The organism is Nonomuraea turcica, assembly GCF_030718205.1.
Taxonomy (GTDB): Bacteria; Actinomycetota; Actinomycetes; order Streptosporangiales; family Streptosporangiaceae; genus Nonomuraea.
The window spans coordinates 286,286-313,208 of the sequence record NZ_JAUZQF010000003.1; the positions used below are offsets into that span (position 1 = coordinate 286,286).

At 69.6% G+C, this 26,923-nt stretch carries 23 protein-coding genes; 17 read left to right on the top strand and 6 right to left on the bottom strand.

Annotated elements, in window-relative coordinates:
- The first annotated feature begins 82 nt into the window (after positions 1-82).
- The 3 genes from Q9G87_RS10115 (at position 83) to Q9G87_RS10125 (ending at position 3,483) form a co-directional block, all read left to right on the top strand.
- Positions 83-1,393, top strand: coding sequence for an ammonium transporter (locus Q9G87_RS10115; RefSeq protein ID WP_305915989.1), 1,311 nt, complete (start codon positions 83-85; stop codon positions 1,391-1,393).
- 35 nt (positions 1,394-1,428) lie between these two features.
- On the top strand, positions 1,429-2,073 hold the full coding sequence (locus Q9G87_RS10120; RefSeq protein WP_305915990.1) for a helix-turn-helix domain-containing protein: 645 nt from the start codon (positions 1,429-1,431) through the stop codon (positions 2,071-2,073).
- 72 nt (positions 2,074-2,145) lie between these two features.
- Complete coding sequence (locus tag Q9G87_RS10125; RefSeq protein WP_305915991.1) at positions 2,146-3,483, top strand: lanthionine synthetase LanC family protein; 1,338 nt, start codon at positions 2,146-2,148, stop codon at positions 3,481-3,483.
- A 19-nt stretch (positions 3,484-3,502) separates the two neighbouring features.
- Here the strand turns inward: Q9G87_RS10125 and Q9G87_RS10130 are convergent, their stop codons facing one another.
- The 3 genes from Q9G87_RS10130 to Q9G87_RS10140 all read right to left on the bottom strand — a co-directional run bounded on the left by Q9G87_RS10130 (position 3,503) and on the right by Q9G87_RS10140 (position 6,998).
- Positions 3,503-4,339, bottom strand: a complete 837-nt coding sequence (locus tag Q9G87_RS10130) for an ATP-binding cassette domain-containing protein (protein WP_305916339.1) — start codon at positions 4,337-4,339, stop codon at positions 3,503-3,505.
- A gap of 317 nt (positions 4,340-4,656) precedes the next feature.
- Complete coding sequence (locus tag Q9G87_RS10135) at positions 4,657-5,259, bottom strand: hypothetical protein (RefSeq protein ID WP_305915992.1); 603 nt, start codon at positions 5,257-5,259, stop codon at positions 4,657-4,659.
- Positions 5,256-6,998, bottom strand: coding sequence for an ABC transporter ATP-binding protein (locus tag Q9G87_RS10140; protein WP_305915993.1), 1,743 nt, complete (start codon positions 6,996-6,998; stop codon positions 5,256-5,258). The genes Q9G87_RS10135 and Q9G87_RS10140 overlap by 4 nt, the downstream gene beginning before the upstream one ends.
- A 291-nt stretch (positions 6,999-7,289) precedes the next feature.
- On the opposite strand from Q9G87_RS10140, the gene Q9G87_RS10145 reads away from it, so the two are divergent.
- The 3 genes from Q9G87_RS10145 to infA all read left to right on the top strand — a co-directional run bounded on the left by Q9G87_RS10145 (position 7,290) and on the right by infA (position 9,910).
- Complete coding sequence (locus Q9G87_RS10145; protein ID WP_305915994.1) at positions 7,290-8,657, top strand: hypothetical protein; 1,368 nt, start codon at positions 7,290-7,292, stop codon at positions 8,655-8,657.
- Positions 8,658-8,853: 196 nt separating this feature from the next.
- Positions 8,854-9,624 carry a GNAT family N-acetyltransferase gene (locus tag Q9G87_RS10150; RefSeq protein WP_305915995.1) on the top strand — a complete coding sequence of 257 codons (771 nt, stop codon included), beginning with the start codon at positions 8,854-8,856 and terminating at the stop codon, positions 9,622-9,624.
- Between the two features lie 61 nt (positions 9,625-9,685).
- A complete protein-coding gene (infA, locus tag Q9G87_RS10155; RefSeq protein ID WP_305915996.1) occupies positions 9,686-9,910 on the top strand; it encodes a translation initiation factor IF-1 in 225 nt (74 codons plus the stop codon).
- 122 nt (positions 9,911-10,032) lie between these two features.
- On the opposite strand, the gene Q9G87_RS10160 is transcribed toward infA, so the two are convergent.
- Positions 10,033-11,205 (bottom strand): M14 family zinc carboxypeptidase, encoded by a 1,173-nt coding sequence (locus Q9G87_RS10160; protein ID WP_305915997.1) that lies wholly within the window; start codon positions 11,203-11,205, stop codon positions 10,033-10,035.
- 513 nt (positions 11,206-11,718) lie between these two features.
- Here Q9G87_RS10160 and Q9G87_RS10165 point away from each other — a divergent pair.
- Entirely contained in the window at positions 11,719-12,756 is a 1,038-nt protein-coding gene (locus Q9G87_RS10165) for a M14 family zinc carboxypeptidase (RefSeq protein ID WP_305915998.1), read from the top strand.
- Positions 12,757-13,001: 245 nt separating this feature from the next.
- On the opposite strand, the gene Q9G87_RS10170 is transcribed toward Q9G87_RS10165, so the two are convergent.
- Positions 13,002-14,843: a glycoside hydrolase family 15 protein gene (locus Q9G87_RS10170; protein ID WP_305915999.1), complete on the bottom strand. Its 1,842-nt coding sequence runs from the start codon at positions 14,841-14,843 to the stop codon at positions 13,002-13,004.
- A 199-nt stretch (positions 14,844-15,042) separates the two neighbouring features.
- On the opposite strand from Q9G87_RS10170, the gene Q9G87_RS10175 reads away from it, so the two are divergent.
- Genes Q9G87_RS10175 through kduD form a run of 8 tightly spaced genes read left to right on the top strand, consistent with a single transcriptional unit; the run spans position 15,043 to position 24,052 of the window.
- Positions 15,043-15,834: an IclR family transcriptional regulator gene (locus Q9G87_RS10175; RefSeq protein ID WP_305916000.1), complete on the top strand. Its 792-nt coding sequence runs from the start codon at positions 15,043-15,045 to the stop codon at positions 15,832-15,834.
- 7 nt (positions 15,835-15,841) lie between these two features.
- Positions 15,842-17,110, top strand: a complete 1,269-nt coding sequence (locus Q9G87_RS10180; RefSeq protein WP_305916001.1) for an ABC transporter substrate-binding protein — start codon at positions 15,842-15,844, stop codon at positions 17,108-17,110.
- Entirely contained in the window at positions 17,107-18,003 is an 897-nt protein-coding gene (locus Q9G87_RS10185) for a carbohydrate ABC transporter permease (RefSeq protein WP_305916002.1), read from the top strand. The genes Q9G87_RS10180 and Q9G87_RS10185 overlap by 4 nt, the downstream gene beginning before the upstream one ends.
- Positions 18,000-18,854 (top strand): carbohydrate ABC transporter permease, encoded by an 855-nt coding sequence (locus Q9G87_RS10190; protein ID WP_305916003.1) that lies wholly within the window; start codon positions 18,000-18,002, stop codon positions 18,852-18,854. Before Q9G87_RS10185 ends, Q9G87_RS10190 begins: the two co-directional genes overlap by 4 nt.
- 8 nt (positions 18,855-18,862) lie before the next feature.
- Positions 18,863-21,424, top strand: coding sequence for a hypothetical protein (locus Q9G87_RS10195; RefSeq protein WP_305916004.1), 2,562 nt, complete (start codon positions 18,863-18,865; stop codon positions 21,422-21,424).
- Complete coding sequence (locus Q9G87_RS10200) at positions 21,421-22,482, top strand: glycoside hydrolase family 88 protein (RefSeq protein ID WP_305916005.1); 1,062 nt, start codon at positions 21,421-21,423, stop codon at positions 22,480-22,482. The genes Q9G87_RS10195 and Q9G87_RS10200 overlap by 4 nt, the downstream gene beginning before the upstream one ends.
- A complete protein-coding gene (kduI, locus tag Q9G87_RS10205) occupies positions 22,479-23,300 on the top strand; it encodes a 5-dehydro-4-deoxy-D-glucuronate isomerase (RefSeq protein WP_305916006.1) in 822 nt (273 codons plus the stop codon). Before Q9G87_RS10200 ends, kduI begins: the two co-directional genes overlap by 4 nt.
- Positions 23,297-24,052 carry a 2-dehydro-3-deoxy-D-gluconate 5-dehydrogenase KduD gene (gene kduD, locus Q9G87_RS10210; protein ID WP_305916007.1) on the top strand — a complete coding sequence of 252 codons (756 nt, stop codon included), beginning with the start codon at positions 23,297-23,299 and terminating at the stop codon, positions 24,050-24,052. The genes kduI and kduD overlap by 4 nt, the downstream gene beginning before the upstream one ends.
- A 34-nt stretch (positions 24,053-24,086) precedes the next feature.
- Here the strand turns inward: kduD and Q9G87_RS10215 are convergent, their stop codons facing one another.
- Entirely contained in the window at positions 24,087-24,767 is a 681-nt protein-coding gene (locus tag Q9G87_RS10215; RefSeq protein WP_305916008.1) for a Rossmann-fold NAD(P)-binding domain-containing protein, read from the bottom strand.
- Between Q9G87_RS10215 and Q9G87_RS10220 the strand changes: the two genes are divergently transcribed.
- Complete coding sequence (locus Q9G87_RS10220; RefSeq protein ID WP_305916009.1) at positions 24,701-25,600, top strand: AraC family transcriptional regulator; 900 nt, start codon at positions 24,701-24,703, stop codon at positions 25,598-25,600. The genes Q9G87_RS10215 and Q9G87_RS10220 overlap by 67 nt on opposite strands.
- 38 nt (positions 25,601-25,638) lie before the next feature.
- Complete coding sequence (locus Q9G87_RS10225; protein ID WP_305916010.1) at positions 25,639-26,889, top strand: ferritin-like domain-containing protein; 1,251 nt, start codon at positions 25,639-25,641, stop codon at positions 26,887-26,889.
- Positions 26,890-26,923: the final 34 nt, after the last annotated feature.

A 26,923-nucleotide genomic window follows, 5' to 3' on the forward strand; every position in this document is an offset into this window, starting at 1 on the left:
GCGACGCCCCTGTGTAACACGCCGTTTGTTAACTGTCGTGAAATAACGATTCCCCTCGTTATACGTGGACTTCGGAGCGCAGATGGACACTGGAAGCACTGCCTGGATCCTCGCAAGCACCGCCGCCGTCAGCCTGATGGTGCCGGGACTGGCCCTCTTCTACGGCGGCATGGTGGCCGCCAAGAGCGTGCTCAACATGATCATGATGACGTTCGGCGCGGTGGCCCTCGTCGGCGGCATCTGGGTGCTCTACGGCTATTCGGCCGCGTTCGGCAACTCGATCGGCGGGGCCGGGCTGCTGGGCGACCTCGGCGAGCACTTCGGCATGAGCAGCCTGATCAAGGAGGCTCCGGACGCGACCATTCCGCCGGCGCTCTTCGCCGCCTTCCAAGCGTTGTTCGCGGCCATCACCACCGCGCTGATCTGCGGGGCGGTCTCCGACCGGATGAAGTTCGGCGGCTGGATGGTCTTCACCGGAGTATGGGTGACGATCGTCTACCTGCCCGTCGCGCACTGGGTGTTCGCCTTCGACGGCGAGGGCGTGGTCGGTGGCTGGATCGTCAACCAGCTCAAGGCCGTCGACTTCGCCGGCGGCACCGCCGTGCACATCAACGCCGGAGCCGCCGCGCTCGCCCTGGTCCTGGTGCTCGGCAGGCGCGCCGGCTGGCCGGCCAAGCAGTCCCGTCCGCACAACCTGCCCTTCGTCATGCTCGGCGCGGGCATCCTGTGGTTCGGGTGGTTCGGCTTCAACGGCGGCTCGGCGCTCGCGGCCGGCAACGCCGCCTCCGTCGTCGTGCTCAACACCTTCGCCGCCACGTGCACGGCGCTGCTGGCCTGGCTGCTGGTGGAGAAGCTCCGCGACGGCCACGCCACCAGCCTCGGCGCCGCCTCCGGCGCCGTCGCCGGACTCGTCGCCATCACCCCCTCCTGTGGCGCCGTCAGCCCGCTCGGCGCTCTGGCGCTGGGCGCGGTGGCCGGCGCGATCTGCGCCTTGGCGGTCGGCATGAAGTTCCGCTTCGGCTTCGACGACGCCCTGGACGTGGTCGGCATCCACCTGGTGGGCGGCGTCGTCGGCACCCTCCTGGTCGGCGTCCTGGGCACGGCCGAAGCACCGAGCGGGCGGGACGGCCTGCTGTACGGCGGCGGCCTGGGCCTCCTCGGCGCCCAGACCGTCGGGGCCTTCGCCGTGCTGATCTACTCCTTCGTCCTCACCTGGATCATCGCCAAGGTCCTCGACAAGGTGATGGGCCTGCGGGCCGCGCAGGAGGCCGAGCAGGAAGGGCTCGACATCCACCTGCACGCGGAGAGCGCGTACGAGTTGGCCGGCACGCACGCAGGCGACGGCTCCTCCGTGCCCGCGACCCTGGCCGCCCGACCTGTGGACGTCTCCTGACAGGAAACGCCGTCGAATTCGGCAGAATGGGCACCATGGCCACCGCGCACGACAACGACGACCTGCCGGACCGCGAGATCGATCCCGGCCAGGCACGCGAACCCGTGAACCTGGAGGCCGTCATCGCCCGGCAGGTGCGCAAATACCGGATCGCGGCGGGCCTGTCCGTGGGGGACATGGCCGCGCGGGTCGGGATCTCCAAGGCCATGCTCTCCAAGATTGAGAACGCCCAGACCTCCTGCAGCCTCACCACGCTCGGTCGGCTCGCCCTCGGCCTCGACATCCCGGTCACCGCCTTGTTCCGCGGTGTCGACGCCGAGCGCGAGGCCGTCTACGTGCCGGCCGGGCACGGGGCGCGGATCGTCCGCAGGGGCAGCCGGGTCGGGCACCACTACGAGCTGCTGGGAGCCTTGCGCGGCCCGCACAAGCGGATGGAAGCCGTGCTCGTCACCCTCACCGAGTCCAGCGAGGTCTTCCCGCTCTTCCAGCACCCCGGCACCGAGCTCATCTACATGCTCGAAGGCGTCATGGTCTACGGACACGGAGAGGCCCACTACACCATGCGCCCAGGCGACGCACTCCAGCTCGACGGGGAGGGCACGCACGGCCCGCAAGAACTGGTGGAGCTGCCCATCCGCTTCCTGTCGGTCACCGCGTTCGGCGACCACCCGGAGGAGTAGGTCTTGGGTGATACTGGTACCGGCGCCTGACAATTAGCCCATTTCCCTACCGGTTGTGTGGGAGAATGGAGTATGGGCTTGGACACCACCCGCTCGCCCAGCGAGCGCGCTGAGACACCGTTGACCGCCGCCATCCTGGCCGGACGGTGGATCCGCGCCGCCGCCGTGGACGACGCGCACGGGCGCATCTGGCTCGCCAACCCCGACGCCCGCGGACGCTCGGCGTTCACCGTCGCCGAGCCCGCCTCCCTCTACGCCGGCGCTGCCGGGATCGTGCTGTTCTTCCTGGAGCTGGCCGCGGCGACCGGGCACGAGGCCTACCTGGACGACGCCAGACAAGGGGCGCGGCGCCTCGCGGCCACCTGGCGTGAGCAGAGCGACTTCTCCCTCTACCACGGCCTCACCGGCACCGTCGTGGCGCTCATCGAGGCCGGCTGGGCACTCGGCGATGACGGCCTGGAGCAGCAGGCCAGGGCCGCCGCCGAGCGGATCGTCCGCGCGGCCCGCCCGCTGGACGGCGGCCCCGGCTGGACGGGTGACCCCGCCCAGCGCGGCGACGGCGGGATCGTGCTCGGGCTGCTGCGCGCCGCGACCGCCCTGGGCGTGCCCGGCCTGGAGGAGACGGCGGTGGCGGCGGGGGAGCGCATCGCCGCCCTGGCCGTCCCCGGCCACCGCTTCGGGGACTGCCCCGGCCTGCCCATGGACGCGGTCACTCCGGGCTTTCTCGCCGGCACGGCCGGCACCGCCTTCCTCCTGGCCCGCCTGTACGGCCTCACCGGCGACCGGCGTTTCCTGGAGGCGGCCGGCCGGGGCGCCGGCTTCGTCCGCGAGGTCAGCGTCGTGACCGGCAAATGCGCGGTCGTCCCGCACCACGTGCCGCACGGCCGTGGCCTGCACTACCTGGGGTTCTGCTCGGGCTCGGCAGGCGTGGCGCGCATGTTCTGGGAGCTCTACCGGGTGACCGGCGAGCCCGGCCACCTGGACTGGGTGGAGGGCCTGGCCGGCGGCATCATGCAGAGCGGCGTCCCGGCGCGGCGCACCGCCGGGTTCTGGAACGTGGCCTGCCAGTGCTGCGGCACCGCGGGGCTGCTGGAGTTGTTCGTCGGGTTGTGGGCGGAGACGGGGAACGACGCCTACCTGACCTTCGCCCAGGGGCTCGCCGAGCATCTCATCGCCGCCGCCACCGACCACGACGGCCGGGGACTGCGCTGGTACCAGGCCTACCGGCGGCTGCGTCCCGGCGAGGTGAGCGCGGACACCGGCTACATGGTCGGCGCGGCCGGCATCGGCGCGGCCCTGCTGCACCTCGACGCCGCCCTTCAGCCACGGCAGGCACGCCGGATCATCCTCCTGCCCGACAACCCGTTCCCCGCCATCCCGGTGCCGTCCGCCCGGCTACGCGACGTCTGACCAGACTGCCGGTGGAGAATCACTCGTAGGCGGCTGCCTGGAGGTTGTACAAGTGGGCGTACCGGCCGGCCAGGTCGATGAGCTCGGCGTGCGTGCCGCACTCGATGATGCGCCCGCCGTCGAGCACGACGATCAGGTCGGCCATCCGGATGGTGGCGAATCGGTGCGAGACCAGCAGGGTGATTCCGCCGGTGGCGTGCTGCCACTCCTGGGCCGCCTCCGCGTACCGCTGGTAGACCTCGTACTCGCTGGCCGCGTCCAGCGCGGCCGTCGGCTCGTCCAGCACGGCGAGGAGCGGCATGGATCGCATGAACGCCCGCGAGAGGGCGATCTTCTGCCATTGGCCGCCGGAGAGCTCGACGCCGTCGCCGAGGGCCTTGCCGAGCCGGGTCTCCGCGCCCTCCGGTAGCCGGTCGAAGACCTGGGCGGCGCCGCCCTTCTCGGCGGCCTCGGCGATCTCGTGCATCCTGGGCAGGTCGCCCACGCCGACGGCCTCGCGGGCCAGGAACGGGAAGCGGCTGAAGTCCTGGAAGGCGGACGTCACGCGTTCGCGCCAGGCGGCGGGATCCATCTCGGTGAGGGGTGTCCCGTCCACGGTGATGGTTCCGCCGGCCGGCTGGTGGAACCCGCACAGCAGCTTGACCAGTGTCGTCTTCCCGCTGCCGTGGTCGCCGACCAGCGCCACCGTGGCCCCGGCCGGGAGACGCAGGTCGATGCCGTGCAGCACGGGCGGCCCGCCGTAGGAGAAATCCACGCCGGACAGGGTGATGCCGTCGCGGAGCCGGTCGGGCGGGGAGAGCGTGCCGCTGGAGCTCGCCCCGTACAGGTCGCGGAGCCACAGGTAGTGGCCGACCATGGTGAGGCCGCGGCCGGAGAGGGTGAGCGCATGGGTGAGCAGGTCGAGCTGGCCCCTGATCTGGCCGCCGAGCGTGGCCACCAGCAGCAGCGCGCCCGGACTGACCGCGCCGGAGAGCGCCAGCTGGACGGTGAGGAACAGCGCCCCGAGGAAGGCCGCCACGAACAGGAGCGAGCCGATCAGGGTGAGGCCGCCGACGGCGAGCGTGGCCCGCCAGAGGATTGCGGTCCGCTCCTCGCGCAGGCGGCGGGCGATCGCGGCGGCGTGGGCGCCGGAGGTGCCGAGCCGGAGCTCCTTGGCCGAGTTCGCCTCGGTGATCACGGTGAAGAGGTGCTGTTCGGCGCGGTTGCGCTCGGCGGTCTTCGCCCTGGCCGCCTCGGTCCTGCGCGAGGTGGTGCGGGTGAGCAGGATCGACGGCACCGCGAACAGCGGCAGCACGAGCAGCACGGGATGGACCCTGGCCAGCAGGATCGGGTGATGACCAGCCAGAGCCCACTCTGCACCACGCTCAGGCCGGCCAGCCCGGTGGTGACGGTTCGTGGGCCGAGCCCGCGGATCTGCTCGATCCGGCGGAGCGACTCGGTGTCCTCCAGGTGCGCGGTGGTGGGCAGGGTCGCGCACCATCGGGTGATCCTCTGGCCCAGTACGGTGCCGACCTCGCTGCCCACCAGGCCGGCCTGCACCTGCATGACGCGAGTGCCGGCCAGGGCGAAGGCCCCCGCCGTCGCCGCGCAGATCGCCCCGCCGATGAGCAGCGGCCGGGACCCGGCGAGCACGCCGTCCACGATCCCTTGCAAGCCGAGGGCGGTCAGCGCGGGGGTGACCGCGCCCAGCGGCGTCAGGACGAGCAGCAGCCAGGTGCGTCCCGGCGCATGACGCAGGCATTCGCCCAGCAGGGTGCGGATCTCGGCGAACCTCATGCGCTCTCCTTGAACTGCCGGGCCTGGAGGTGGAACATGCGCGCGTACTCCCCGCCGGCGGCGAGCAGCTCTTCGTGGGTTCCGTCCTCGGTGATGCGCCCGCCGGACAGGACGACGATCCGGTCCGCCTTCCGCACGGTGGAGAACCGGTGTGAGATCAGGACGAGAGTCGCCGCCCCCCGCACCTCGCGGATGCGGTCGAAGGCTTCCAGTTCGGCCTCGATGTCCAGGTTGGCGGTCGGCTCATCCAGCACCAGGAGCCGCGCCCCGCAGGCGGCCGCCAGCGCCGCCCGGGCCAGCGCTATCTTCTGCCACTGGCCGCCGGACAGGTCGCCACCGTCGGCGTATTTGGGCGAGAGCACCGTCTCCCAGCCCTTGGCCAGCTTCTCGATCATTTCGGTCGCGTCCACTGCGCGGGCGGCCGCCTCGACCTGCTCCGGCGTGGCATCCGGCGCGGCGATCCTGATGTTCTCGTACGCGCTCAGCTCGTACCGGTTGAAGTCCTGATAGACCGCGTACGCCGCGGGCTCGGTGTCCACTGAGCCGCTCCGCGGGCGGTACTGGCCGGTGAGGAGCTTGGCGAGGGTCGTCTTCCCCGCCCCGTTCACGCCCACGACCGCGATCACCTCGCCGGGCCGGAGGGTCAGCGTCACGCCCTCCAGTACGCGGACCTCCCCGTACCCGAAGTCCACGTCCCGAAGAGTGATCTCTCCGGCCCCGTCCGGTCTGGGCGGCGGCTCCAGGTCAGGGGCCAGCGCGCGGATCCGGGTGACCGCGTCCACGGCGGGCGCCGCGACCTCGTCCATATCGTCGCCCTGGCTCGACATGGAGATGACGAACATCGCCGACACGGCGCCGATCGTCGCGGCGATCCGGCCGACCGACACCTCACCGGAGGTGGCCACCGCCACGTACACCACCGACGCGGTCGCCGCCCACCCGAGGAAGACCGACATCTCGCGCCGGAGCAGGGCCACCCGCGCATCGATGACCCGCTGCGCGGCGTCGGCGATGTTCTCCTGCGCGCGTTTCTCCAGCCAATCGGTCAGCCCGAAGATCCGGACCTCTTTGGCGTCCCGGTTGTCGGTCATCATCGCCTCCCACGCGCGTCCGCGCAGCGCGGCCGGCATGGTGCCCGACACCACTCGGAAGAACTCCCGCCACATGACGGACCGGTAACGGCCCAGAAGAAGTGCCACCGCGGCCGTCGCCGGACCCCACCACCACACGACCTGGGAGAGCACCAGCATCGCCGTCACCAGCCCGGCCATGGTCAGCCCGGCTCGGAAGCGGCCCACCGCCGCCGCTCCGATGCCCTCGTCGGTCCAGGTCAGCAGGGGCGAACGCATGGTCGTCAGCTCATCCTGGACGGCGACGTCCTCCACCCGATCCAGGGTCGGCAGCGCCAGCACCCGGGAGGTCAGCTCCTCGCGGACCGCGGCGTCGATCCGCCGCCCCACCCGGTCGGCCAGCGGCAGGCTCATCGAGCGGAGCACGTTGCCGGTGACCAGCAGCGCGCCGAGCAGCGCCAGCATCGTCCCCATGCCGCTCCCGGCGGCATCCTGCCGACGTGCGCCCTCCGCCAGACGGCCCACCAACTCACCGGTCACCAGGGCCACCGCGGTGGGCTCCACCAAGAGGAACAGTTCGAGGAGGGCAACGGCCGCCAGCCACGGCCAGCCGGCCAGCACGAGGAAACTCAGGAGCCGGCGCTTGGGGGAGGAAGGCACAAGCCGCACCCTATCGACGATCTACGTACTCCTGCCCGGACCTGCGAGATCGGGAATTGGGCATTACCAGCTTCGATCTTGAGTTCGAGATGAGCTGAATGCAAAGATCATCTCGCCTTTTCTTCACGCCGACCGAGGTGAACTTTGAACGCTCCAAAACGATTACGATCTGCTCTATCTCGATTACGTAGCGCAATGGCGACGCTGCCGGCGCCAAACGCCTATGGCCCGGGCATCGACGTCATCAGCACCACGACGCCGACGGGATTCCGGCCACGCTCCGGCCGTAGGAGCCGCCTCATGACGGCACCAGCCGTTGATGTCGTGCTGCCCGTAAAGCGGCACCGGGTGTTCATCGTCGTGCTGATGCTCGCACTGGCCTTGCGAGGGCTGGCGATGCTCGGCTACCAGCCGGCACTGTGGTTCTGGGCCGACTCCTTCGCCTACCTGACGTCGGCCGCCCAGCCCGTGCCGGGGGAGTTCCGGCCGCTGGGATATTCGCTGTTCCTCGCCGTCCTGGCGCCCGGCCCTGGCCTCGAGCTGGTGACCGCGGTGCAGCACCTGCTGGGGTTGGCGCTGGCCGTCGCGGTGTACGCGCTCCTGCGGCGACAGGGCTTGCCCGGATGGGGCGCGACCCTTGTGGCGGCACCTCTGCTGTACGACGAGTTCCTGATCCTGCTGGAACACATGATCATGGCGGACGCGCTCTTCGTCGTGTTGATCACCTGCGGGATCCTGGCGCTGCTGCGGCGGCGGATCACCCCGGCGGCCGCGGCGGCCGGCGGGACCCTGCTGGCGCTGGCGACCCTCACCAGGACGATCGGCCTGGTGGCGTTCCTCCTGGCGGCCGGCCACCTGCTCCTTCGCCGCTGCGGGTGGAGGGTGTGGCGCAATTTCGCCCTGGCGGGCGCGGTGCCGCTGCTGGCGTACGCGACCTGGATGGCCGCCACGAGCGGCACCTTCGGACTGACCAGGGCCGACGGCCTGTTCCTGTGGGGGCGGACCGCGACGTTCGCCGACTGCGCCGTGATCCGCCCGGAGCCCGAGCTCGCCCCACTGTGCCCCCGTACGCCCGTGGCCTCCAGACCGGCACCGCCGTTCTGGTTGTGGGCCCCGTGGTCACCGATCCATGCGGTGCGCGGCGAAGAACGCAACGCGCTCGCCGGCCGGTTCGCCTGGGCGGCCATCCGGGCGCAGCCGGTCGACTACCTGACCGCCTCCGGGTATGACCTGCGGTGGCTGCTGCGCTGGGAACGCACCACGGACCCGGACGCGGCCACCAAGCGAAATCCCTACTGGTTCCCCCTCGAGGAGCGGCCCCTGCAGAAGTCGGTCCGGGCCGTCGCGGAGGCGTACGAGGGCGGCCCGGCCGCCACCAGGATCATCGAGCCGTACGCGGGCTGGCTGCGCGCCTACCAGCGCTTCGGTTACCTGCCGTTCCCCTTGCTCATGGTGGTGCTCGCCGCCGCCCTGGTCCTCGCGGGGGCGCGGCGACGCGTGGACGCGCTCCTGCCTGGCCTGGCCGCCGCGGCTTTGATGCTGGCACCCTCGTTCCTGGCCGGCTACGACATCCGGTATGTGGCACCGGCCATCCCCCTGACCTGCCTGGCCCTCGGGCTGGCAGCCGCCCGCCGAGACGGTCGGCAGGAAAACGGTTGGGCAGGATGATGTTCGGGCTGATAGCGTGCGGGGGACCGTGACAGGGCGCAAGGAGGTGAGACCCATGACCGCTGTATCGATGTGGGTGCTCCCCCTCGTCATCACGGTTGGGCGATTGACATAGGTGTCGCCGGGAGCGCCTCGACCAGGCCATCCCGAAAGGCAACAACCTATGAATCATCATTCTGCACATGTCGCTCCGGGCATGGGTGAGCATGCCGTAGTGATCAAGCGGGTCGCGGAGAGGCAATGGCACGCTGTGGAGGACGACCGCGTGGTCGGCCGCGGCGACGCTTCGCGCAGGCCCGACGGACGGATCTTCCTCAGCATCGACGCGTGGCACGACGCGGTCTTCGACCAACTGGCCGAAGCCTTGCTGGCGGACTTGCCTAGGCCGCTGTACACGGTGGTCGACGAGGCCGACCTCGACGTGACGTGCAACTGGGAGCGAGCCGGCTTCGCGACCCGACGCCGCGAGTGGGAGTACGTCGTGCCCACCGACCCGCGGGTCACGGGACTCGGCTCAGTGCTCCCGCCGTCGGGCGTGACGATAGTGGCCGTCGGCGAGGCGGAGGAGGGCCCTCTACGCCGGCTGGACCGCGCGATTCGCGACGAAGTCGAGGCCACCGTCGGGTGGCAGGAGATGCCGGCCGAGGTGTTGCCCCGCCTGGACGGGGCTACCCTGCGGGACCCGTCGAAGTACGCGGTGGCGGCACAGTCCGATGAATACGTGGGACTGCTCCGGGTGGCGCCGGTGCTCCGGCAGCCACGCATCGGGCTGATAGCAGTCCGGTCCGGCCAGCACCGCCGCGGCATCGCTCGGGCGCTGCTCGCCCACGTGCTGGGTTCGCTGCACCGCAGCGGGATCGAAACGGCATCGGCCGAGGCGAACGAATCCAACGGCGCGGCCATGGCACTGTTCGAGGGCGTCGGCGCCCGGCGTGCGAGCAGCAACCTGGAGTTGGTGCTCCGCTGACACCCCACCAGATTCGTTTCCGCACCGGCCTCACAGTCACCGACCGGAGAAGCACGAGAATATGGCAAGAAAAGCAGACGGCATCGAAGTCGAAGGCACCGTCATCGAGTGCCTGCGCAACGCCACCTTCAAGGTGGAGCTCGAGAACGGGCACAAGGTGTTAGCGCACATCAGCGGGAAGATACGGAAGAACTACATCAAGATCTTGCCGTATGACCGGGTGCTCGTGGAGCTCAGCCCGTACGACCTCACCCGCGGCCGGATCCTCTACCGGTACAGGACGTAGCAGCGGGCGGGACCCGCCGGAACAAGAGGAAAGAAGCTCTCCGCTGACGCGACAGCGGTATCGACCATCCGGCTTCGAGCCGGTCGCCGATACCGCTGTCACCACGCGATCGACCAAGGGGATCAGTCGGCGGTGGTGTCCCAGCCGTAGTCGGGCAGGTCGAAGAAGTCGTCACCGTCCAGAGTGTCGACGCTGCCCGTGGCCAGTCCGTTCATCAGTGATTCGATCCCGGTTCGCACCGAGTCGACGAGCATGCCTTTGTGGTTCTGGCCCAGATCGTCCTGCTGGCCGCGCACTTCGAACAGGACGGTGCCGGTGCCGTTCAGCGCGAACGCCGACCGGCCCTGCCCCGCGTACTCGCGTGCGTCCGGGTGGAAGTAGCGGCCGACGGCGGTGAGCGGCGACTGCGCACCGTACTTTTCGATCAGCCCGTTGTAGACCGAAAGCGCGTAACGGCGGGATTTGTCCTGATCCAGTGCCGGCCATTCCGCCTTGTAAGCGGCGCCGTCCTGTACGCCGAGGGGTGGGTAGTCCAGTGAGAAGGTGATGAGGTCGCCGTCTTGGGGTCCGCCGGTGAGGCGATCGCACGGTCCCATGTGGTGCAGGTCGATGTAGGCGTCCACGGCGCCCTTCTCCTGGCGGAGGCCGACGTACACATCGCGGATCGCGCGCGACTCCGGAGCCAGGAAGAATCCCGCGTCGGTGTCCTTGCCAGGCAGATCCGCGGCCCGCGGCACGTAGTCGAGATCGGGGTTGAAGTCCCGGTTGAGGTCGTAGCCCGGGAGATCGATCCCGTCACCGCGCAGGCTGTGGTACCAGGCCGCGGGGGCGCCTTGCAGCTGCGGGAACACGGCTACGGTGTCGGCCCACGACAGCACGTTGATGCGCCGGTTGAGCTCGCCGCCGTCGGGGTTGACCATCGGCATCGCGACCAGCGTGATGTCCTCGAGCAGCTGCCTCGTCCGGGCGTCGCCGCCACTGCCGAGGTCCTTGAGGATCGCCAGCAGTGCCTCGGTCCCGGTGCGTTCGTTTCCGTGGATCGCCGACGTCACCAACAGGACCCGGTCACCGGTCCCGACGCGGGCCGCCCACAGCGCCCGGCCTTGTGAGGAGCGACCCACGACCTCCACGTCGACGCGTCCGTCGCTGGTTCGCTCGATCTGCGCCAGCGCGTCGCCGACCTGCTCATGGTTGGACCAGCCAGACCAGGAGGGATTCTCCTGGATCTTGCAGTTTCCCGGGCCTTCCGGGGATAGTGCGCTCGCGGGCGGGATAGTGACGATTGAGGCGGTCAAAACCACCGCGATAGTGGCGGCCAGCCTGCTCATCCGGGCCCTGAAGAATCTCGGTGACAGGCTTCTCGCGTTCCCCTTGGCTTTTCCTGGTAACCGTGTGCGCAGATGCACTACTGCTCCTCGCATAATTCAGCCAGGCCCGCCGAGGGATTCCGGCGTCCCTGGCGGACAAGTCACCAGTGACGTTTCCACGGTGTCCGGCCCCAGAACAAGACTGGAATGCTGATAGTTTCCTGGGTGTTTGGCGGTCCTGGGCACGTCGAGATGGGCCGGGAGGCCCAGAGCCAGCCCCGGAATATGACTGTATGGCCCTGCCCGGACACCGAGCGTGACACTTGTCATGCTCGTTTGTGTTTGTTACAAGAGTCATGGCGACCGGCGCCCTTCGTTCACTAATCCCTTCCCCCGCCCCTTCGCCAGGGCGATTTCTCACTTCGTGACTTCGAGTGGTGGTGAAGTGCGCCCTGAAACCGAGTTCGCCGCGGCAGACGTACACCGGAAAAGGAGACTTCTTTGTTAAGGAAGCGACGGGCAGCAGTTGTTCTGGCCACCGTCCTCGGCGTCACGATCTGGGGGACGGCCACGGCGTCCGCCGATCGCACGACGCCGGCAGGTCCCTGGGTCCAGGACGCGCAGCAGGTCTCTCTCCAGCGCCTGCACACCTACGACGAGCTCACCACCGCGTTACAACACCTGGAGCAGCGCTCCAAGGGCGCGATCGACGTCGCGTCGATCGGGAGAACGCACGAAGGCCGCGACATCTGGACCGCGACGGTCGGCACCGGACCGACCCGGGTTCTCTACATCACGCAGCAGCACGGCAACGAGCCATTGGGCACGGAGGCGGCCCTGCAACTCCTGGAGCGAATCGGCGCTTCGCAGGCCGAATGGGCCACTGACGTGCTCGATGACGTGACGCTGCGCGTCGTCGTGCGCGCGAACCCCGACGGCACCGAACGGTTCCAGCGGCAGAACGTCGATCCTGCCTGCTCCGGCGCCTTCTGCGCGCCGGGGGTGGGATTCGACATCAACCGCTACCACGACCCGGCGATGTCCCCCGAGGCCAACCCGGTGCCGGAGGCGGCCGCGATCCAGCGGATGGTGCGCTCGTGGCGGCCGGACATCACCGTGGACTACCACCACCAGGGCAGCTACCGCCAGCCCGACGGTTCCCTGGACACCACCTCGGTCCTGTGGCCCACCAACCCCGGGGTGGCACCGCAGGTCGTCGCCGACAGCAAGCGGGTCGCGGCCCTGGTGCACACCTCGCTGCAGCAGTACGGCTTCGCCAACGTCAGCCTCTACCCCGGCGACTCCCTCCCCGGCATCGCGCGCAACTCCTTCGGCCTGCAAGGCAGTGCGAGCCTGCTGATCGAGCTGCGCGGCGGCATCGGCCAGAAGTCCGGTGGCTATCTGATCCGCACCGCCTACGCCTCCATGGCCGCCCTGCTGCAGGCCGCCGCCGACGGCAGCCTCGCCGCCCTCGACCCGGCGGTCGCCGACACCATTCCGAAACGCGGCGAGCCGATCGACCAAGACGACGTGGAGTGACATAGGCCAGGACGAAGAAGAATCGCACCATGTACGGCACCGTGGCGCCGGGACACCGGCGCATCCGCCTGGACGAGCCACGCCGAGCTGCGTCAAGAGCTCCAGCGGCTCGAGTCGCAGCGCTCCGACGTCCTTGACGTGACACAGATCGGCACGTCGAACCGTGGACGTGAGATCTGAGCCGCGCCTGGACCGGTGGCCGGCTCGGTGCACGACAGGTCGCCGAAGTGGCCGCGCACAAGCGTCTAGCCGAGGGCGTGGTCTAGGTTGAAGGCGGCGCTGATGAGCGCCAGGTGGGTGAACGCCTGCGGGAAGTTGCCGAGCTGCTCTCCGGTGTGGCCGATCTGCTCGGCGTACAGGCCGAGGTGGTTGGCGTAGGTGAGCATCTTCTCGAAGGCGAGGCGGGCCTCGTCCAGGCGGCCGGCGCGGGCCAGGGCCTCGACGTACCAGAACGAGCAGATGGAGAAGGTACCTTCCGGGCCCACCAGCCCGTCGGGACTGGCCTCGGGATCGTAGCGGTAGACCAGCGAGTCGGAGACCAGGTCGCGGCCGAGCGCCTCCAGCGTGGACAGCCATTTGGGGTCGGTGGGCGAGACGAACTTGGCCAGCGGCATCATCAGGATCGACGCGTCGAGGACATCGTCGTCGAAGTGCTGGACGAACGACTGCAGACTGTCCGACCAGCCGTGTCGCATGATGTCGCGGTAAATCGTGTCACGGGTCTCCCGCCAGCGCGGTATGTCGGCGGGCAGACCGCGCTGCGCGGCCATGCGCATGGCGCGTTCGATGGCCACCCAGCACATCAGGCGCGAATAGACGAAGTTCTTGCGTCCGCCGCGGGTCTCCCAGATGCCCTCGTCGGGCTGGTCCCAGTTGTCGCAGACCCAGTTCACCAACGTGCACACCTCCTCCCAGCGCTCGCTGGAGATCGGGGTGCCCCATTTGTTGTACAGGTAGATGGAGTCGATGAGCGCTCCGTAGATGTCCAGCTGGAGCTGGTGAACCGCGTCGTTGCCCACGCGGGCGGGGGATGATCCCCGGTAGCCCTCGAGGTGGGTCAGCTCCTGTTCGGGAAGGTCGCTGCGGCCGTCGATGCCGTACATGATCTGCAAGGGGCCGGTGCCGAGGTCGCGGTCGCTCCCGACGTGCTTGGACAGGAACCCCATGAACGCCTCCGCCTCCCCGGTGAAGCCGAGTCTGAGCAGGGCGTAGACGCAGAACGCGGCGTCGCGTACCCACACGTAGCGGTAGTCCCAGTTGCGTGCGCCGCCGATCCGCTCGGGCAGGCTGGTCGTGGGGGCGGCGACGATCCCGCCGGTCGGGGCGTAGGTGAGCAGCTTCAGCGTCAGGGCGGAGCGGTGGACGACCTCCCGCCACCGGCCCCGGTAACGGGAGGCCGACAGCCACTTCCGCCAGAACCGCACCGTGGAGGAGAACTCCGCCTCGGCCTCCTCGATCGGGCAGCCCCGAGGCGCTATCCCCGCGCCGACGCGGTCGAGGGCGAACACCGCGTGCTCGCCCTCGGCCAGCTTGAACCGGCTCCAGACGTCCTGACCGTCGGCCTCCACGGGCACGCTGGCGGACAGGGCGAGGGACAACGACTCCGACTCAAAAGTGGTCCGTGACCCGTCCAGGTGGAGCGTGTGAGGGTGCCTGGCATAGTCGAACCGGGGCGCCACCCGGGCGCGGAACGGCATCGTGCCGCGTACGCAGAAGATCCGGCGGATCAGCCGGTGCCGGTCGGCTTCGAGGCGGTCGCCGGCGATCGGCATGAAGTCCTGGATCTCGCCGACCCCGTCCTCGGCGAAGAATCGGGTGATCAGGACGTTGGTGTCGGGGAAGTAGAACTGTTTGGTGGTCGCCGGCACGTCGGCCGCCAGCTCGAACGAGCCGCCCTTGCCGGCGTCCAGGATCGAGCCGAACACGCTGGGCGAGTCGAATCTCGGACAGCAGTACCAGTCGATCGTGCCGTTGGTGCCCACGAGCGCGACGGTCCGCAGGTCGCCGATCAGCCCGTGCTCCCCGATCGGCAGGTAGCGGGGGTTGTCCCAGGCCCTGGCCGTCGCGTCGGCGTTGTCTGCCTGCATGTTCTCAACATAGGCAGCGCACTGGCTCACGTGGCGCTGCCGTTCGTCAAGGGGGCACAGATCTTCCCGGCGACCGGCAGCCGCCATGAGGTAAGGCCAACCACCACATTACCGACTATTGACTCTTGGCTGCGATATCAGTAGCTTCCCTCCCAGTTATCGGTTTCACATCCCATTCATCGGGCCGTTAGAGGGAACTATGGCGGAGCTTGACCGTCTGGCCGGGACTCTGGAGCGCGGTTTCGCGATTCTGGAGTTGCTCGCCGCGGAGCGGTCGATCACAGCGGTGCAGATCGCGGACCGGCTGGGTCTGTCGCGAAGCGCCACGTACCGGATCCTGGGCACGCTCCGCCAGCGGGGTTACGTCGACTGGGACGGCACCGAACAGGTGAGTCTCGGTCCGCGTGCCGTCACCCTCGGCATGGCGGCGCTGAGCAACTTCGACCCCTACCTCGCCGCCCAGGCGCATCTGCGGGATCTGTCCCGGGAATTGTCCGAGGCGGCTCTGATGGCGGTGCGCGACGGCGAGCAGATGGTGTACGTCGCCCACGAGGACGTCACCGACCACTCCATCGCGGTCCGCCGGTTGCTCGGTGTGCGCCGCCAGATGCACAGCACGTCACTCGGCAAGGCGTACCTCGCGGCTCTGCCGATCGACGAGGTCGACGCCCTCATTGACCGGCTCGACCTGACCCCGTACACCCCGACCACGATCACGGACCGTGCGAGGCTGCGCGCCGAGCTCGACGAGACCCGCGCTCGCGGCTACTCGATCGACAACAGCGAGAACGAACCGGACGTGTTCTGCTTCGGCGCCGCGATCCGCGACGAACGCGGCATGCCCATCTGCGCGATCAGCGTGGCGGGCCCGCGTGAGCGGATGCTCGGAAAACAGGATGTGGTCCCGCGCAGAGTGTCCGAAGTGGCACTCGCGATCTCCCGCCGGCTCGGATTCGTCGGGCCTGTCAATTTTGTGAATCTGGGAAGGTAGCCCAAAGATGCGACGGATCCTGGCCTCCTGCATCGCAATGATGACGCTCGCCGCATGTGCGCCGGGCACGACAAGCGGAGGCGGGAGCGAACAGGTCGATGACAAGACGCTGACGTACCTCTACTTCACCGACGGGCCCGACGAGCAGGCGACCCGCACTCTGATCGCCGACTACGAGAAGAAGAGCGGCGTGAAGGTCGATCTCCAGATCGTCCCCTTCGACAACCTGGAGCAGCGGCTCCAGGCCCGGCTGTCCGGCGGGAACGCGCCGGACGTGGCGCGGCTGACGAACATCTCGCCCTTCCGCAGCGATCTGCTGGACCTGAACCAGTTCCAGAAGGCAGCGCTGGACGGCCAGTTCATCGACGGCGCGAACGCCTACGTCAAGGGAGCCAACGGCGAGCTGCTCGCGGTGCCGAGCGACCTGACGATGAACGGCCCCATGGTCAATGTGGACCAGTTCAAGAAGGCGGGGGTGTCGCTGCCGGACGTCGCCAAACCCTGGAAGTGGGAGGAGATGGTGGCGGCCGCCCAGAAGGTGCAGAAGGCCAACAAGACCCAGTACGCGATCGCGATGGACGTCTCCGGGCACCGCTTCTCCACCATGCTGAGCCAGTTCGGCACCGCGTTCTTCAGCGCGGACGGCACCTCGGTGGGGCTGGACACGCAGAAGACGACGGCGGCGGTGAAGCTCTTCGCCGACCTGAACGCCTCCGGCGTCATGCCCGCGGACCTGTGGCTGCAGGCCGGCTCCAAGTACAAGGCCGCCAACGAGATCTTCCTGGCCCAGCAGACCCCGGTCTACATCAGCGGGAACTGGCAGGTCAGCGCCTTCGCCAAGGACGCGACGTTCACCTGGGCCGCCGCGCCGAACCCCTGCCAGGAGACGTGCGGCGGCTTCCCCGGCGGCAAGTTCATGGTGTCGTTCAAGCAGAGCAAGCGGCAGCAGGCCGCGGCCGACTTCATCGCCTTCATGAACTCCAAGGAGTCGCAGGAACGCCTGGCCAAGGAGGCGAACTTCCTGCCGACCAGGAAGGACCTCATCTCCTCCGGCGTCGACTACCCGCAGCGTGACGCCGACATGAAGGTGTTCCTCGCCGACGTGAGCCGGACCCCGCCGCAGGCCTTCGCCTCCTCCTACAGCCCGGCGTTCGCCGCCACGGCGAAGGCCACCGTCGACGCCCTGGGCAAGGTGCTGGCCAAGAGCCAGACGCCGGAGCAGGCCGTCGAAACGATCAAGGCCGCGGCGGAGAAGGCGATCAAGGACACCAAGTGAGCCCTTCTCACGCACGCCGCGCCAAACCCTGGAACCAGCGGCTGGCACCGTACCTGTTCGTCCTGCCCAACATGCTGATCTTCGGGTTGTTCGTCGTGTACCCGGCGATCAACAACTTCAACATCAGCCTGTACGACAGCCGCAACGGCCGCGACTTCACCTTCGTGGGCGGCGCGAACTACCAGGAGCTGCTCAGCTCGGAGGCCTTCTGGAGCGCCGCCCGCGCGACCGCGGTGTTCGCCACGTGCTTCGTGGTGCTCACGACGGTCCTGTCGGTGGCGCTGGCCTTGATGCTCAACCGGCGCATCAAGGGCCGGGCGTTCTTCCGCACGGTGTTCTTCCTGCCGGTCGTGTTGTCGCCGGTCGTGGTGGGCCTGATCTGGGGCTGGATCTTCGACCGCGGCAACGGGTTGCTCAACACCGTGCTGGGACGGATCGGGCTGGGGCAACCGGGGTGGCTGGTCGACGGCGGCCTGGCGATGATCGTTGTGATCTTCGTGGGGTTGTGGATGCACATCGGCTTCTACATCCTCATCATCCTCGCCGGGCTGCAGGGCATCGATCCGACGTATTACGAGGCTGCGAGGATGGACGGCGCCACGAACTGGCAACAGCTGCGGAAGATCACGCTGCCGCTGCTGCGGCCGACCACGATGGTGGTGATCATCCTCAGCCTCATCGCCGGTTTCCAGGCATTCGACTACATCTGGACGCTCACCGGCGGCGGGCCCATCGGCGCGACCACACTGATGGTCCAGTACATCTACGAGAACGCCTTCGAGTCCCCGATCCGGTACGGCCTGGCCGCGGCCGCGTCCGTGGTGCTGTTCATCACGGTGTTCGCGCTGACTCTGCTCAACTTTCTGTACGGCAGGCGCAAGGAGGCGACGTGAGCCGGCGTCGGTGGACCTCGATCGGCGGGAGCGCCGTCCCGTCCGTGGGACAGGTCGTCACGTATGCGATCCTCATCGGATTGAGCATCGTCGTGCTCGCCCCGGTGGTGTGGGCGGTGCTGTCGTCGTTCAAGACGCAGAGCGAGCTGGCGCAGCGCCCGCCCGCGCCGCTGCCGTCATCACTGGCGACGGCCAACTACACCGAGGCGCTCGGCTCGTTCGACTTCGGTCTCTATCTGCAGAACAGCGTGATCGTGACGGTCGGCGCGACGCTGCTGACCGTGGTCGTCAACACGATGTGCGCCTACGGGCTGGCGAAATACAACTTCCGCGGCCGTGACGTGTTGTTCCTGATCGTGCTCGGTACCATCATGATCCCGCTCCAGCTCATCTTCATCCCCGTCTACCAGATGGCCGCCCAGCTGGGACTGGTGAACTCGCTGTGGGGGTTGATCATCCCGCCCGCGGCCACCCCGACAGGCGTGTTCCTGCTGCGCCAGTACATGCTGGGCATCCCCGACGACCTCATCGAGGCGGCCCGCATCGACGGCGCGGGCGAGTTCCGGATCTTCGCCAGGATCGTGGTGCCCCTGTGCGGCGCGGCGCTCGCGGTGGTCACGATCTTCTCGGTGATGTGGCGGTGGAACGACTTCCTGTGGCCGCTGATCATCAGCCAGGACCAGGCGAAGTACACCCTGCCGGTGGCCCTGGCCCAGTTCAACAGCCAGCTGTCGGTGCCGTTCAACTACATCCTGGCGATGTCGGTGGTCAGTATGCTCCCGGTCGTCGTGATCTTCCTGATCCTGCAGCGCCACATCGTTCGCGGCATCGCCAACACCGGATTCAAGTAGAGGTTCACATGGATCGCACCGTGCACGCGCTCGACGACCGCGGCACCGTACTGGACTGGCTGGTCAGTCCCGCCTGGCGGGAACCCGCCGACGACCTCGGGAAACACCTGAGAGCTGACGGGGACCCGTGGGGGGAGCGGGGTCGGTGGGTGCTGACCAACGGCCCGGACGTGACTCCGTTCAAGCAGGAGCTGTACCGGCACCGGCCGTTGCCGCGCGACCCGGTGACCGGGCCGGTCGTCGAGGGCGGCCCGATCGGCTACCTGGAGCACACGGGGGAGTGGCGCCGGACGCACACCGGCGCCGACGGGCTTGTGGACTGGAGCGCGTTCTGTTTCACGCCGGAGTACCGGGTCGCGCTCGCGGCCACCCACCTGGAGGTCGACCAGGCCGAGTGGCGCACGCTCCGGCTGGCCTCGACCGGGCCGACGTTGTTGTTCCTCAACGGCGAGCTGCTGGAGGAGTCCGACGGCTTCACCTACATGGAGCCCGCCGAACGTGCGCGACGGGTCTGGCTGCCCTCCGGCACCTCGACGGTGGTCGTCGCCTCGTGGCAGGTGGCCTTCCGCGAGTGCAGGCAGGTGCTGCGGCTGCGGGTGGAAGGGCTACCCGTCCGCGTCGTGCTGCCCAGCGGCTGCCGCGAGGACGCCGGCGCCGTCGCCGAACGGGTCCTCGACGCCGTGGGGGTGACCCGCTGGGGGACGGCCGACGGCACGGTCCCGATCGTCGGCCCGGACGGCGCCGCGCTGCGTGTCCGCTGGGCGGATCAAGAGCGTCTCGTGCGGCTGACCGGTGGACGGGCGACCCTGCGACTCGACAAGACCGAAGGCGGCGGCGAGGTCGGGAACGCCTCCATGTTGTCGACAGGCGAGACGGTGCTGCGGGTTTCCGTCGATGGTTCGCCGGTGTTCAGGGAGTTCCCGGTCGCCGTCCTGCCCCGGGAGTACCGCTCGGCGCCGGAAGGTGACCCCGCCACCTGGCGCGCCGAGTTCCTGCGTCACGCCGCGACCATGGAAGGGACCTCGGCCGCCGAGCTGGTCCGCGTCGTCGAGGACCCGTCGTATGTCGTCTCCGGCCTGGAACGCGCCCTGTGGATGATCGACAACCGGGCCGACTGCGCCGACTTCGAGGCGGTCGGGCTGGCTCATCTCTGGCACCGGGCCCACGCGTGGGAACCCGGCCTGCGCGAGCGCGTACGGGAAGCGATGCTCGGCTTCAAGTACTGGATCGACCAGCCCGGCCTGGACGCCATGTGCTACTTCACCGAGAACCACCAGCTCGTGTGGCACACCGCGGAGCTGCTGTGGGGTACGGCGCTGAGCGACGAGACATTCTCGGGCACCGGCTGGACCGGCGCCCAGCACGCCGCGCACGGTCGCGAGATGGCGGCCGAGTGGATGCGCCGCAAGCTCGCCGGCGGGTTCAGCGAGTTCGACTCCAACGCCTATCTCGCGATCGACCTGCTCGCCCTGGTCTCCCTGGTGGAGTTCGCCGAGGACGACGAGATCAGGGAGCTGGCGGCGGGGGTGGCGGACCGGGTGCTGTTCAGCCTGGCGGCGAACTCCTGGCGCGGCATCCACGGATGCGCCCACGGCCGCTCCTATGTGTCCACGTTGCGGTCGTCGCGGCTGGAGGAGACGGCGCCGATCATGTGGCTCTGTTTCGGCACCGGCGCGCTCAACGACGCCGTCCTGCCGGCCGCGGCCATCGCCACCGCGCGCCGTTACCGCATGCCCGAGGTCATCCGCCAGGCCGCGAACGACCTGCCGGACCGGTGGCAGGGCAGGCAGAGCTACCGCGGGGAGTACCGCTTCGCCCACGACCTGCTCAGCAGGCCGTACGGGTCGGATGTGACGGTGTTCAAGACCCCGGACGTGATGCTCTCGTGCGCGAACGACTACCGGCCCGGCCTGCCCGGTCTCCAGGAACACATCTGGGGCGCCACCCTGGGGCCGGAGACCCAGGTGTTCGTGACGCACGCGCCGAACTCCTCCACCTCACCGTCGGCCCGGCCCAACGCCTGGGCCGGCAACCGGATCCTGCCCAGGGCCCGCCAGCACGAAGGCACGGTGCTGGCGCTGTACCGGATCCCGGGCGACGACGCCATGGGCTACACGCACGCGTGGTTCCCCATCGCCGAGTTCGACGAGTGGTCCCAGCACGGCGTGTGGACCGTCGGACGCAAGGGCGGCGGCTATGTCGCCCTCGCCACGGAAGGTGGCGCGGAGCCCGTGACCACCGGGCCCGACGCCTGGCAGGAGCTTCGGCCCCGCGGACCGGGGACGGCCTGGATCTGCACCGTCGGACGGCACGCCGACTTCATCGCGTCCCTGACCGAGCCCCGCTTCCTCCGCGACGGCGTCGCCTTCACCACCCCCGAGGGCGACGAGCTGAACCTGACGTGGCGCGGCCCCTTCACTGTCAACGGCCGCCCGGCCGACCTGGCCGCCGACGGCACGATCGCCCCGGTTCCCCAGCTCGACAACCCCTACGCTCGCCTCGAGTTCGGCGACGAAACCCTGTCCATCGGATCGCACCTGATCGACCTGCGGAAAGGCCGGAGCACATGAGTAAGGGGCGTGGACTGGACACCAGCCAGGCGAGCCGGTCGCAGCCGCCTCGGCGCCCCGCCGACCTGGCGGACCTCACCCCGGAGGTGCTCGCCAAGACCGCCGGGCGCATCGCCGACCGGGCCGTGGCCATGGGCCTCACCCACTGGTTCTGGGGTGAGGGCGTCGTCCTGCAGGGCATGATGCGCTTGACACCCGTGCACCCGTTCGTCACCGAGTTCGTCGACGGGCATCTCCGCGACGGCATCGAGCTCGGCCACGTCAACAACCTCGCGCCCGGCGCGGTCTGTGCCGACCTGCACGGTGCCACCGGCGAACGCCGCTACGCCGACGCCTGCGAACGCATGCTGGACTGGCTGCGCCACGGCGACGCCGTGACCCGCGCGCCCGGCGGCGCCATCGAGCACTGGCCCGGCGGTGTCTGGGCCGACACCGTCTACATGGGCGGCACGTTCCTCATCCACTATGGAATGCACACCGGCCGGCCCGAGCTGATCGAGGAAGCGGGCGAGCAGATCCTCGCCCACGCCGAGATCCTCCAGCACCCCGAAACCGGGCTGTACGCGCACGGCTCCCACGAGGGCCGCACGATCTGGAACTTCTGGGGCCGCGCGAACGCGTGGACCGCTCTGGCGTCGGTCGAATACTTGGAGGCCGGGGGAGCCCTGTCCCAGCCGGTACGCGAGGTGCTGCGCCGCCAGCTGCTCGCGCTGGCCGACCTCCAGCCCGCGTACGGGATCTGGGACGTGCTGGTCGACGGGCAGCCGGAGAACCGCGGCATCCTCGAAACCTCCGCCGCCGCCGGCCTCGCCGCCGCCATGTTCCGCGCCGCCGCCCTCGGCATCGAGCCGGAACGCCTGCGCGCGTGCGCATGGCGCGCACTCGCCGGCGTGCACGCCTACGTCGCCGACGACGGCACGCTCACCCGCACCAGCGCCGGTACGGTCCTGCAGCTCATCCCGTTCGGCTACTCCGTCATCCGCGACGACCTGATCCAGCCTTGGGGCCAGGGCCTGGCCCTGCAGGCGTACGCGGCAGCACTCCGGGAGACGACATGAACGTCAGGCACGCCACCGACCCGGACCAGATTCCGGGATTCGACACCGACGCGCTGCGCTCGCGCTTCCTCGTCGAGGATCTTTTCGGCAGCGCCATCAGCATGGTCTACAGCCACGAGGACCGCATCGTCGTCGGCGGCGTACGCCCGTCGGGTGCGCCCGTGACGCTGGAGACCGCCGACCCGCTGCGTGCCGACCACTTCCTCGCCCGTCGCGAGCTCGGCGTGGTCAACGTCGGCACCGATCCGGGCACCGTTACCGTCGACGGGGCCGACCACAAGCTGGGGTCCAAGGAGGTCCTCTACGTCGGCAGAGGCAGCCGCGACGTCTCCTTCGCCGGCGAGGGCGGGGCCGCCTTCTATCTCGTCTCCACCCCGGCGCACGCCACGCACCCCACCCGCAAGGGCACCCTGGCCGACGCCACCCCGATCCGACTGGGCGAGCAGCGCAGCTCCAACGAGCGCACCATCTACAAGTTCATCCACGCCGACGGCATCCAGAGCTGCCAGCTCGTCCTGGGCATCACCGAACTCGCCGCCGGCAGCATGTGGAACACCATGCCCGCGCACGTCCATGACCGGCGCACCGAGGTCTACCTCTACTTCGGTCTCGAGCCGAGCGATCGGGTCGTGCACCTGATGGGCCGCCCCGACCAGACCCGCAACCTCATCGTCGCCGACCGGCAGGCCGTCATCTCGCCGCCCTGGTCGATCCACTGCGGCTTCGGCACCGGCAACTACGCGTTCGTCTGGGCCATGGGCGGGGAGAACATCGACTACGCCGACGTCGAGCCGTACCCGATCGCGGAGCTGCGATGAACCCGCTGTTCGACCTGACCGGCCGGACGGCGCTCGTCACCGGCGCGCGCACCGGCATCGGACAGGCGATCGCGATCGGCCTCGCCGAGGCGGGAGCCGACCTGGTGCTCCACGGTCACCGCGACGACCTCGACGAGACCCAGCAGGCGGTCGAGGCTCATGGCCGCTCGGCCCGGCGGTGGATTCGCGACCTCTCCCATGGTCCTGGGCTCGCCGACGACGTCGAGGGCCTGCTCGCCGAGACCCGCGTGGACATCCTGGTCAACAATGCGGGGATCATCCGCCGCTCTCCCGCCGTGAGCATGGGCGGCGAGGACTGGGACGTGGTGATGACCGTCAACCTCGACGCCGTGTTCACGATCACGCGGGCCGCGGGCAGGCAGATGCTGGCCCGCCGCAGCGGCAAGATCATCTCAATCGCGTCGCTGCTGTCCTTCCAAGGCGGCGTCAACGTCGCCGCGTACACGGCCAGCAAGCACGCGGTCGTGGGCATGACCCGCGCCCTGGCCAACGAATGGGCGGGCGAGGGTGTCCAGGTCAACGCCATCGCCCCCGGCTACATCGCCACCGGCAACACGACCGCGCTGCGCGCCGACCCGGTGCGGGAGCCGCAGATCCGCGGCCGGATCCCGGCCGGCCGGTGGGGCACGCCCGCCGATCTGGCCGGTGCGGCCGTCTTCCTGGCCGCACCCGCGTCCGACTACGTGTGCGGCCACGTGCTGACCGTCGACGGCGGCTGGCTCGCCCGCTGACACCTGCCGCCCCCCGGTCAGCGCTCCGCCGGGGTCAGCGCTCCGCCGGAACGGCCGGCCGCCAGGTGGCCGCGTTCTCGCGTGCGTACGAGTCCAGCGAGCGTGCCGGGTGACCGGTGACGCGTTCGACCGTGTCGGTCACCACGGCGTTATGGCCGTCCCGGATGAGCTGGAACAAGCCCTGCTGCCACATGACCGAACGTTCGTCGAGGCCCGCGGCCCGCATCCCGGCGACGTGCTCGTCCGCGTCGAGGGCGGTGTACTGCAGCTCCCGGCCGGCGGCCTCGCCCAGGACCCGCGTGACCTGCGCGTACGTGAGCGCCTCCGGGCCGGTGAGGACGTGGATCCGGTCCGCGTGGCCGTCTTCGGTGAGCGCGGCGGCCGCCACCTCCGCGACGTCGCGGGCGTCGACGAAGCCCACCGCCGCGTCGGCCGCCAGCACCGACAGCAGCACGACCCGCCGCGCGTGCGGTGCCGCCGCCAGCAGGTCGCCGACCAGAGCAGGCCGGTCCGGATACATGTACGGGCCGACCACGTACAACGCGTCGACGTCCCGCAACGCCTCCTGCCACGTGCCGGGGTCGGCCCAGTCGAACAGCACCCCGGCCGGGACGGGGGCGCGGCGGGCCGCACGCACCTCCACACCGCGTGCCTCCAGCGCCTCCACCACCGGCCTGCCGGTCTTTCCGCTCGCGCCGATCACCAGAATCTTCATCGTGCCTTCTCCCTTCGTCTGAGAGGAGACGCACCCGCTCGGCGCGCACCGACGTCCGCGCCCCCTGGGGGCTGCGCTTCCCCGCGATCACCGGCACGTCGTTCCACGTCGTGCTCGAGGGCTCCTGCATGCTCCTGCCGCCCGGCGGCGAGGCGCCGCTCACGCTCGGCCCCGGCGACGTGGTCTTCCTCCGCGAGGGCAGCGCGCACGCCCTGGCTGATGCCCCGGACACCCCGCTGACGGACTTCGCCCCCGAACGGCCGGACCCCTCCTCGCCGATCGGCCGTGTCCACGTCGACGGCCCCGGAGCACAGACGATCATGCTCTGCGGTGCGTACCAGCTCGACCGCACCCGGCCGCACCCCCTGATGCGCGAGCTGCCCCGGCTCGTGCGCCTGTCCGCGCACGACGAGCTCGGCCGCCTCGTCGACCTCCTCGCCGCCGAGCTCGCCAAACCCCGCCCCGGCGGCGACGGGATCGTGCCGTCCCTGGTCGACGCGATGTTGTTGCATCTGCTGCGCGCCTGGGTCGAGGAACGGGCGGCCGCCGACGACACGCCGTCCGGATGGGCCCGGGCGCTCGCCGACCACGCCGTCGGCCGGGCCCTTCAGGACATGCACGCCCGCCCCGGGCATCCCTGGACCGTGGCGGAGCTGGCGGCACGCAGCGGCCTGTCCCGATCGGTGTTCGCGCAGCGCTTCACCACGCTGATCGGGGAGCCGCCGATGGCGTACCTGACCTGGTGGCGCATGACCAGCGCGGGCCGGTTGCTCCGCGAGTACGGCGTTCCGCCAGGCGCCTATCGCCGCCTCACTCCGTCAGCTGTGGCGTAACGGTGACGGGTGCGGGTTCGTATGTAACCCTGTAATTCATGTCTGAGCCTCCGATCGTCATCGAGCATCGCGAGCACGTGTGGTACCTGCTCGCCCAGGCCTCCCAGCTCGAACACATGATCATGTGCCAGTACCTGTTCGCCGAGTTCAGCCTCAAGACCAAGGGGCTCACCGGCGAGCAGCAGGCCGCGGTCGACCGCTGGCGCCAGGAACTGCACGGCATCGCCGTACAGGAGATGCTCCACCTCGCCCTGGTCGCCAATCTGATGTCGGCCATCGGCGCCGCGCCCACGTTCGGCCGGCCCAACTTCCCGCAGTCCTGCGGCCCCTTTCCGCCGTCGATTCAGATGCGGCTGCTGCCCTTCGGCGAGGCGGCCCTGACGCACTTCCTCTTCCTCGAAAGGCCCGAGGGCATGCAGCGGGAGGACGCCGCCGGTTTCATCTCCTGCGACCCGCCGCCCGAGCCCGTCGTGTCCGGCGAGATCTTCCCGCGGGCGCAGGAGTTCGCCACGGTCGGCCATCTCTACCGCGGCATCAGAGACGGCTTGACCGCACTGGTCGCCCGGGTCGGCGAGGCGCAGGTGTTCTGCGGCTCGCCCAAGGCGCAAGCCACGCCGGAGCTGTTCCACTGGCCCGAGATGGTGGCGGTGACCGACCTGAAGTCGGCGTGCGCCGCCCTCGACGAGATCATCGAGCAGGGTGAGGGCGCCCAGGGGGACTGGCAGGACGCGCACTACGGCCGCTTCCTGAAGATCTGGGAGGAATACACCACGCTGCGGGCCGCCGATCCGGACTTCGAGCCTGCCCATCCCGCGCTCGGCGCGTTCACCCGCCAGCCCTTCGACGTGCAGGCGCCGCAGCCGTTGATCGGCGACCCCGGCACGCTGGCGCTGGCCGAGCTGTGCAACCTCGCGTACGAGGCCATCCTGTGGTTGCTCACGCGCTTCTTCACCCACACGGACGAGAGCGAGGAAGAGCTCGACGCGCTGGTGAACGCGGCGATCACGATGATGGCGGGCGTGCTGCGGCCGCTCGGCACCGAGCTCACCCGGCGGCCCGCCGGCCCCGACCATCCGGGACGCACCGCAGGGCCGGCCTTCGAGATGTACTACCTGATGGACAACGTGGTCCCCTGGCGCGAGGCCGCCTGGACGGTGCTGGCCGAGCGGCTGCAGGAGATCGCCGGCAGATGCGCCGCGCACGCCTCCGGCGAACCGGTGATCGCCGCGTGCGCACAACGGGCCGCGGCGGTGGCCGACTCGATCGAGGCCGCGCGCCGCGCAACCTGATCGGCTCCTACCCATCAGCCTGAGGGAATCTGCG

Excerpts from the sequence above, each read along its gene's own strand:
- Q9G87_RS10125 (WP_305915991.1), top strand. The coding sequence starts at position 2,146 with ATGGGCTTGGACACCACCCGCTCGCCCAGCGAGCGCGCTGAGACACCG.
- Q9G87_RS10180 (WP_305916001.1), top strand. The coding sequence starts at position 15,842 with ATGCGACGGATCCTGGCCTCCTGCATCGCAATGATGACGCTCGCCGCA.
- Q9G87_RS10145 (WP_305915994.1), top strand. The coding sequence starts at position 7,290 with ATGACGGCACCAGCCGTTGATGTCGTGCTGCCCGTAAAGCGGCACCGG.
- Q9G87_RS10115 (WP_305915989.1), top strand. The coding sequence starts at position 83 with ATGGACACTGGAAGCACTGCCTGGATCCTCGCAAGCACCGCCGCCGTC.
- Q9G87_RS10215 (WP_305916008.1), bottom strand. The coding sequence starts at position 24,767 with ATGAAGATTCTGGTGATCGGCGCGAGCGGAAAGACCGGCAGGCCGGTG.
- Q9G87_RS10175 (WP_305916000.1), top strand. The coding sequence starts at position 15,043 with ATGGCGGAGCTTGACCGTCTGGCCGGGACTCTGGAGCGCGGTTTCGCG.
- infA (WP_305915996.1), top strand. The coding sequence starts at position 9,686 with ATGGCAAGAAAAGCAGACGGCATCGAAGTCGAAGGCACCGTCATCGAG.
- Q9G87_RS10195 (WP_305916004.1), top strand. The coding sequence starts at position 18,863 with ATGGATCGCACCGTGCACGCGCTCGACGACCGCGGCACCGTACTGGAC.
- Q9G87_RS10135 (WP_305915992.1), bottom strand. The coding sequence starts at position 5,259 with ATGAGGTTCGCCGAGATCCGCACCCTGCTGGGCGAATGCCTGCGTCAT.
- Q9G87_RS10200 (WP_305916005.1), top strand. The coding sequence starts at position 21,421 with ATGAGTAAGGGGCGTGGACTGGACACCAGCCAGGCGAGCCGGTCGCAG.
- Q9G87_RS10130 (WP_305916339.1), bottom strand. The coding sequence starts at position 4,339 with ATGGTCGGCCACTACCTGTGGCTCCGCGACCTGTACGGGGCGAGCTCC.
- kduD (WP_305916007.1), top strand. The coding sequence starts at position 23,297 with ATGAACCCGCTGTTCGACCTGACCGGCCGGACGGCGCTCGTCACCGGC.
- Q9G87_RS10150 (WP_305915995.1), top strand. The coding sequence starts at position 8,854 with ATGGGTGAGCATGCCGTAGTGATCAAGCGGGTCGCGGAGAGGCAATGG.
- Q9G87_RS10120 (WP_305915990.1), top strand. The coding sequence starts at position 1,429 with ATGGCCACCGCGCACGACAACGACGACCTGCCGGACCGCGAGATCGAT.
- kduI (WP_305916006.1), top strand. The coding sequence starts at position 22,479 with ATGAACGTCAGGCACGCCACCGACCCGGACCAGATTCCGGGATTCGAC.
- Q9G87_RS10225 (WP_305916010.1), top strand. The coding sequence starts at position 25,639 with ATGTCTGAGCCTCCGATCGTCATCGAGCATCGCGAGCACGTGTGGTAC.
- Q9G87_RS10170 (WP_305915999.1), bottom strand. The coding sequence starts at position 14,843 with ATGCAGGCAGACAACGCCGACGCGACGGCCAGGGCCTGGGACAACCCC.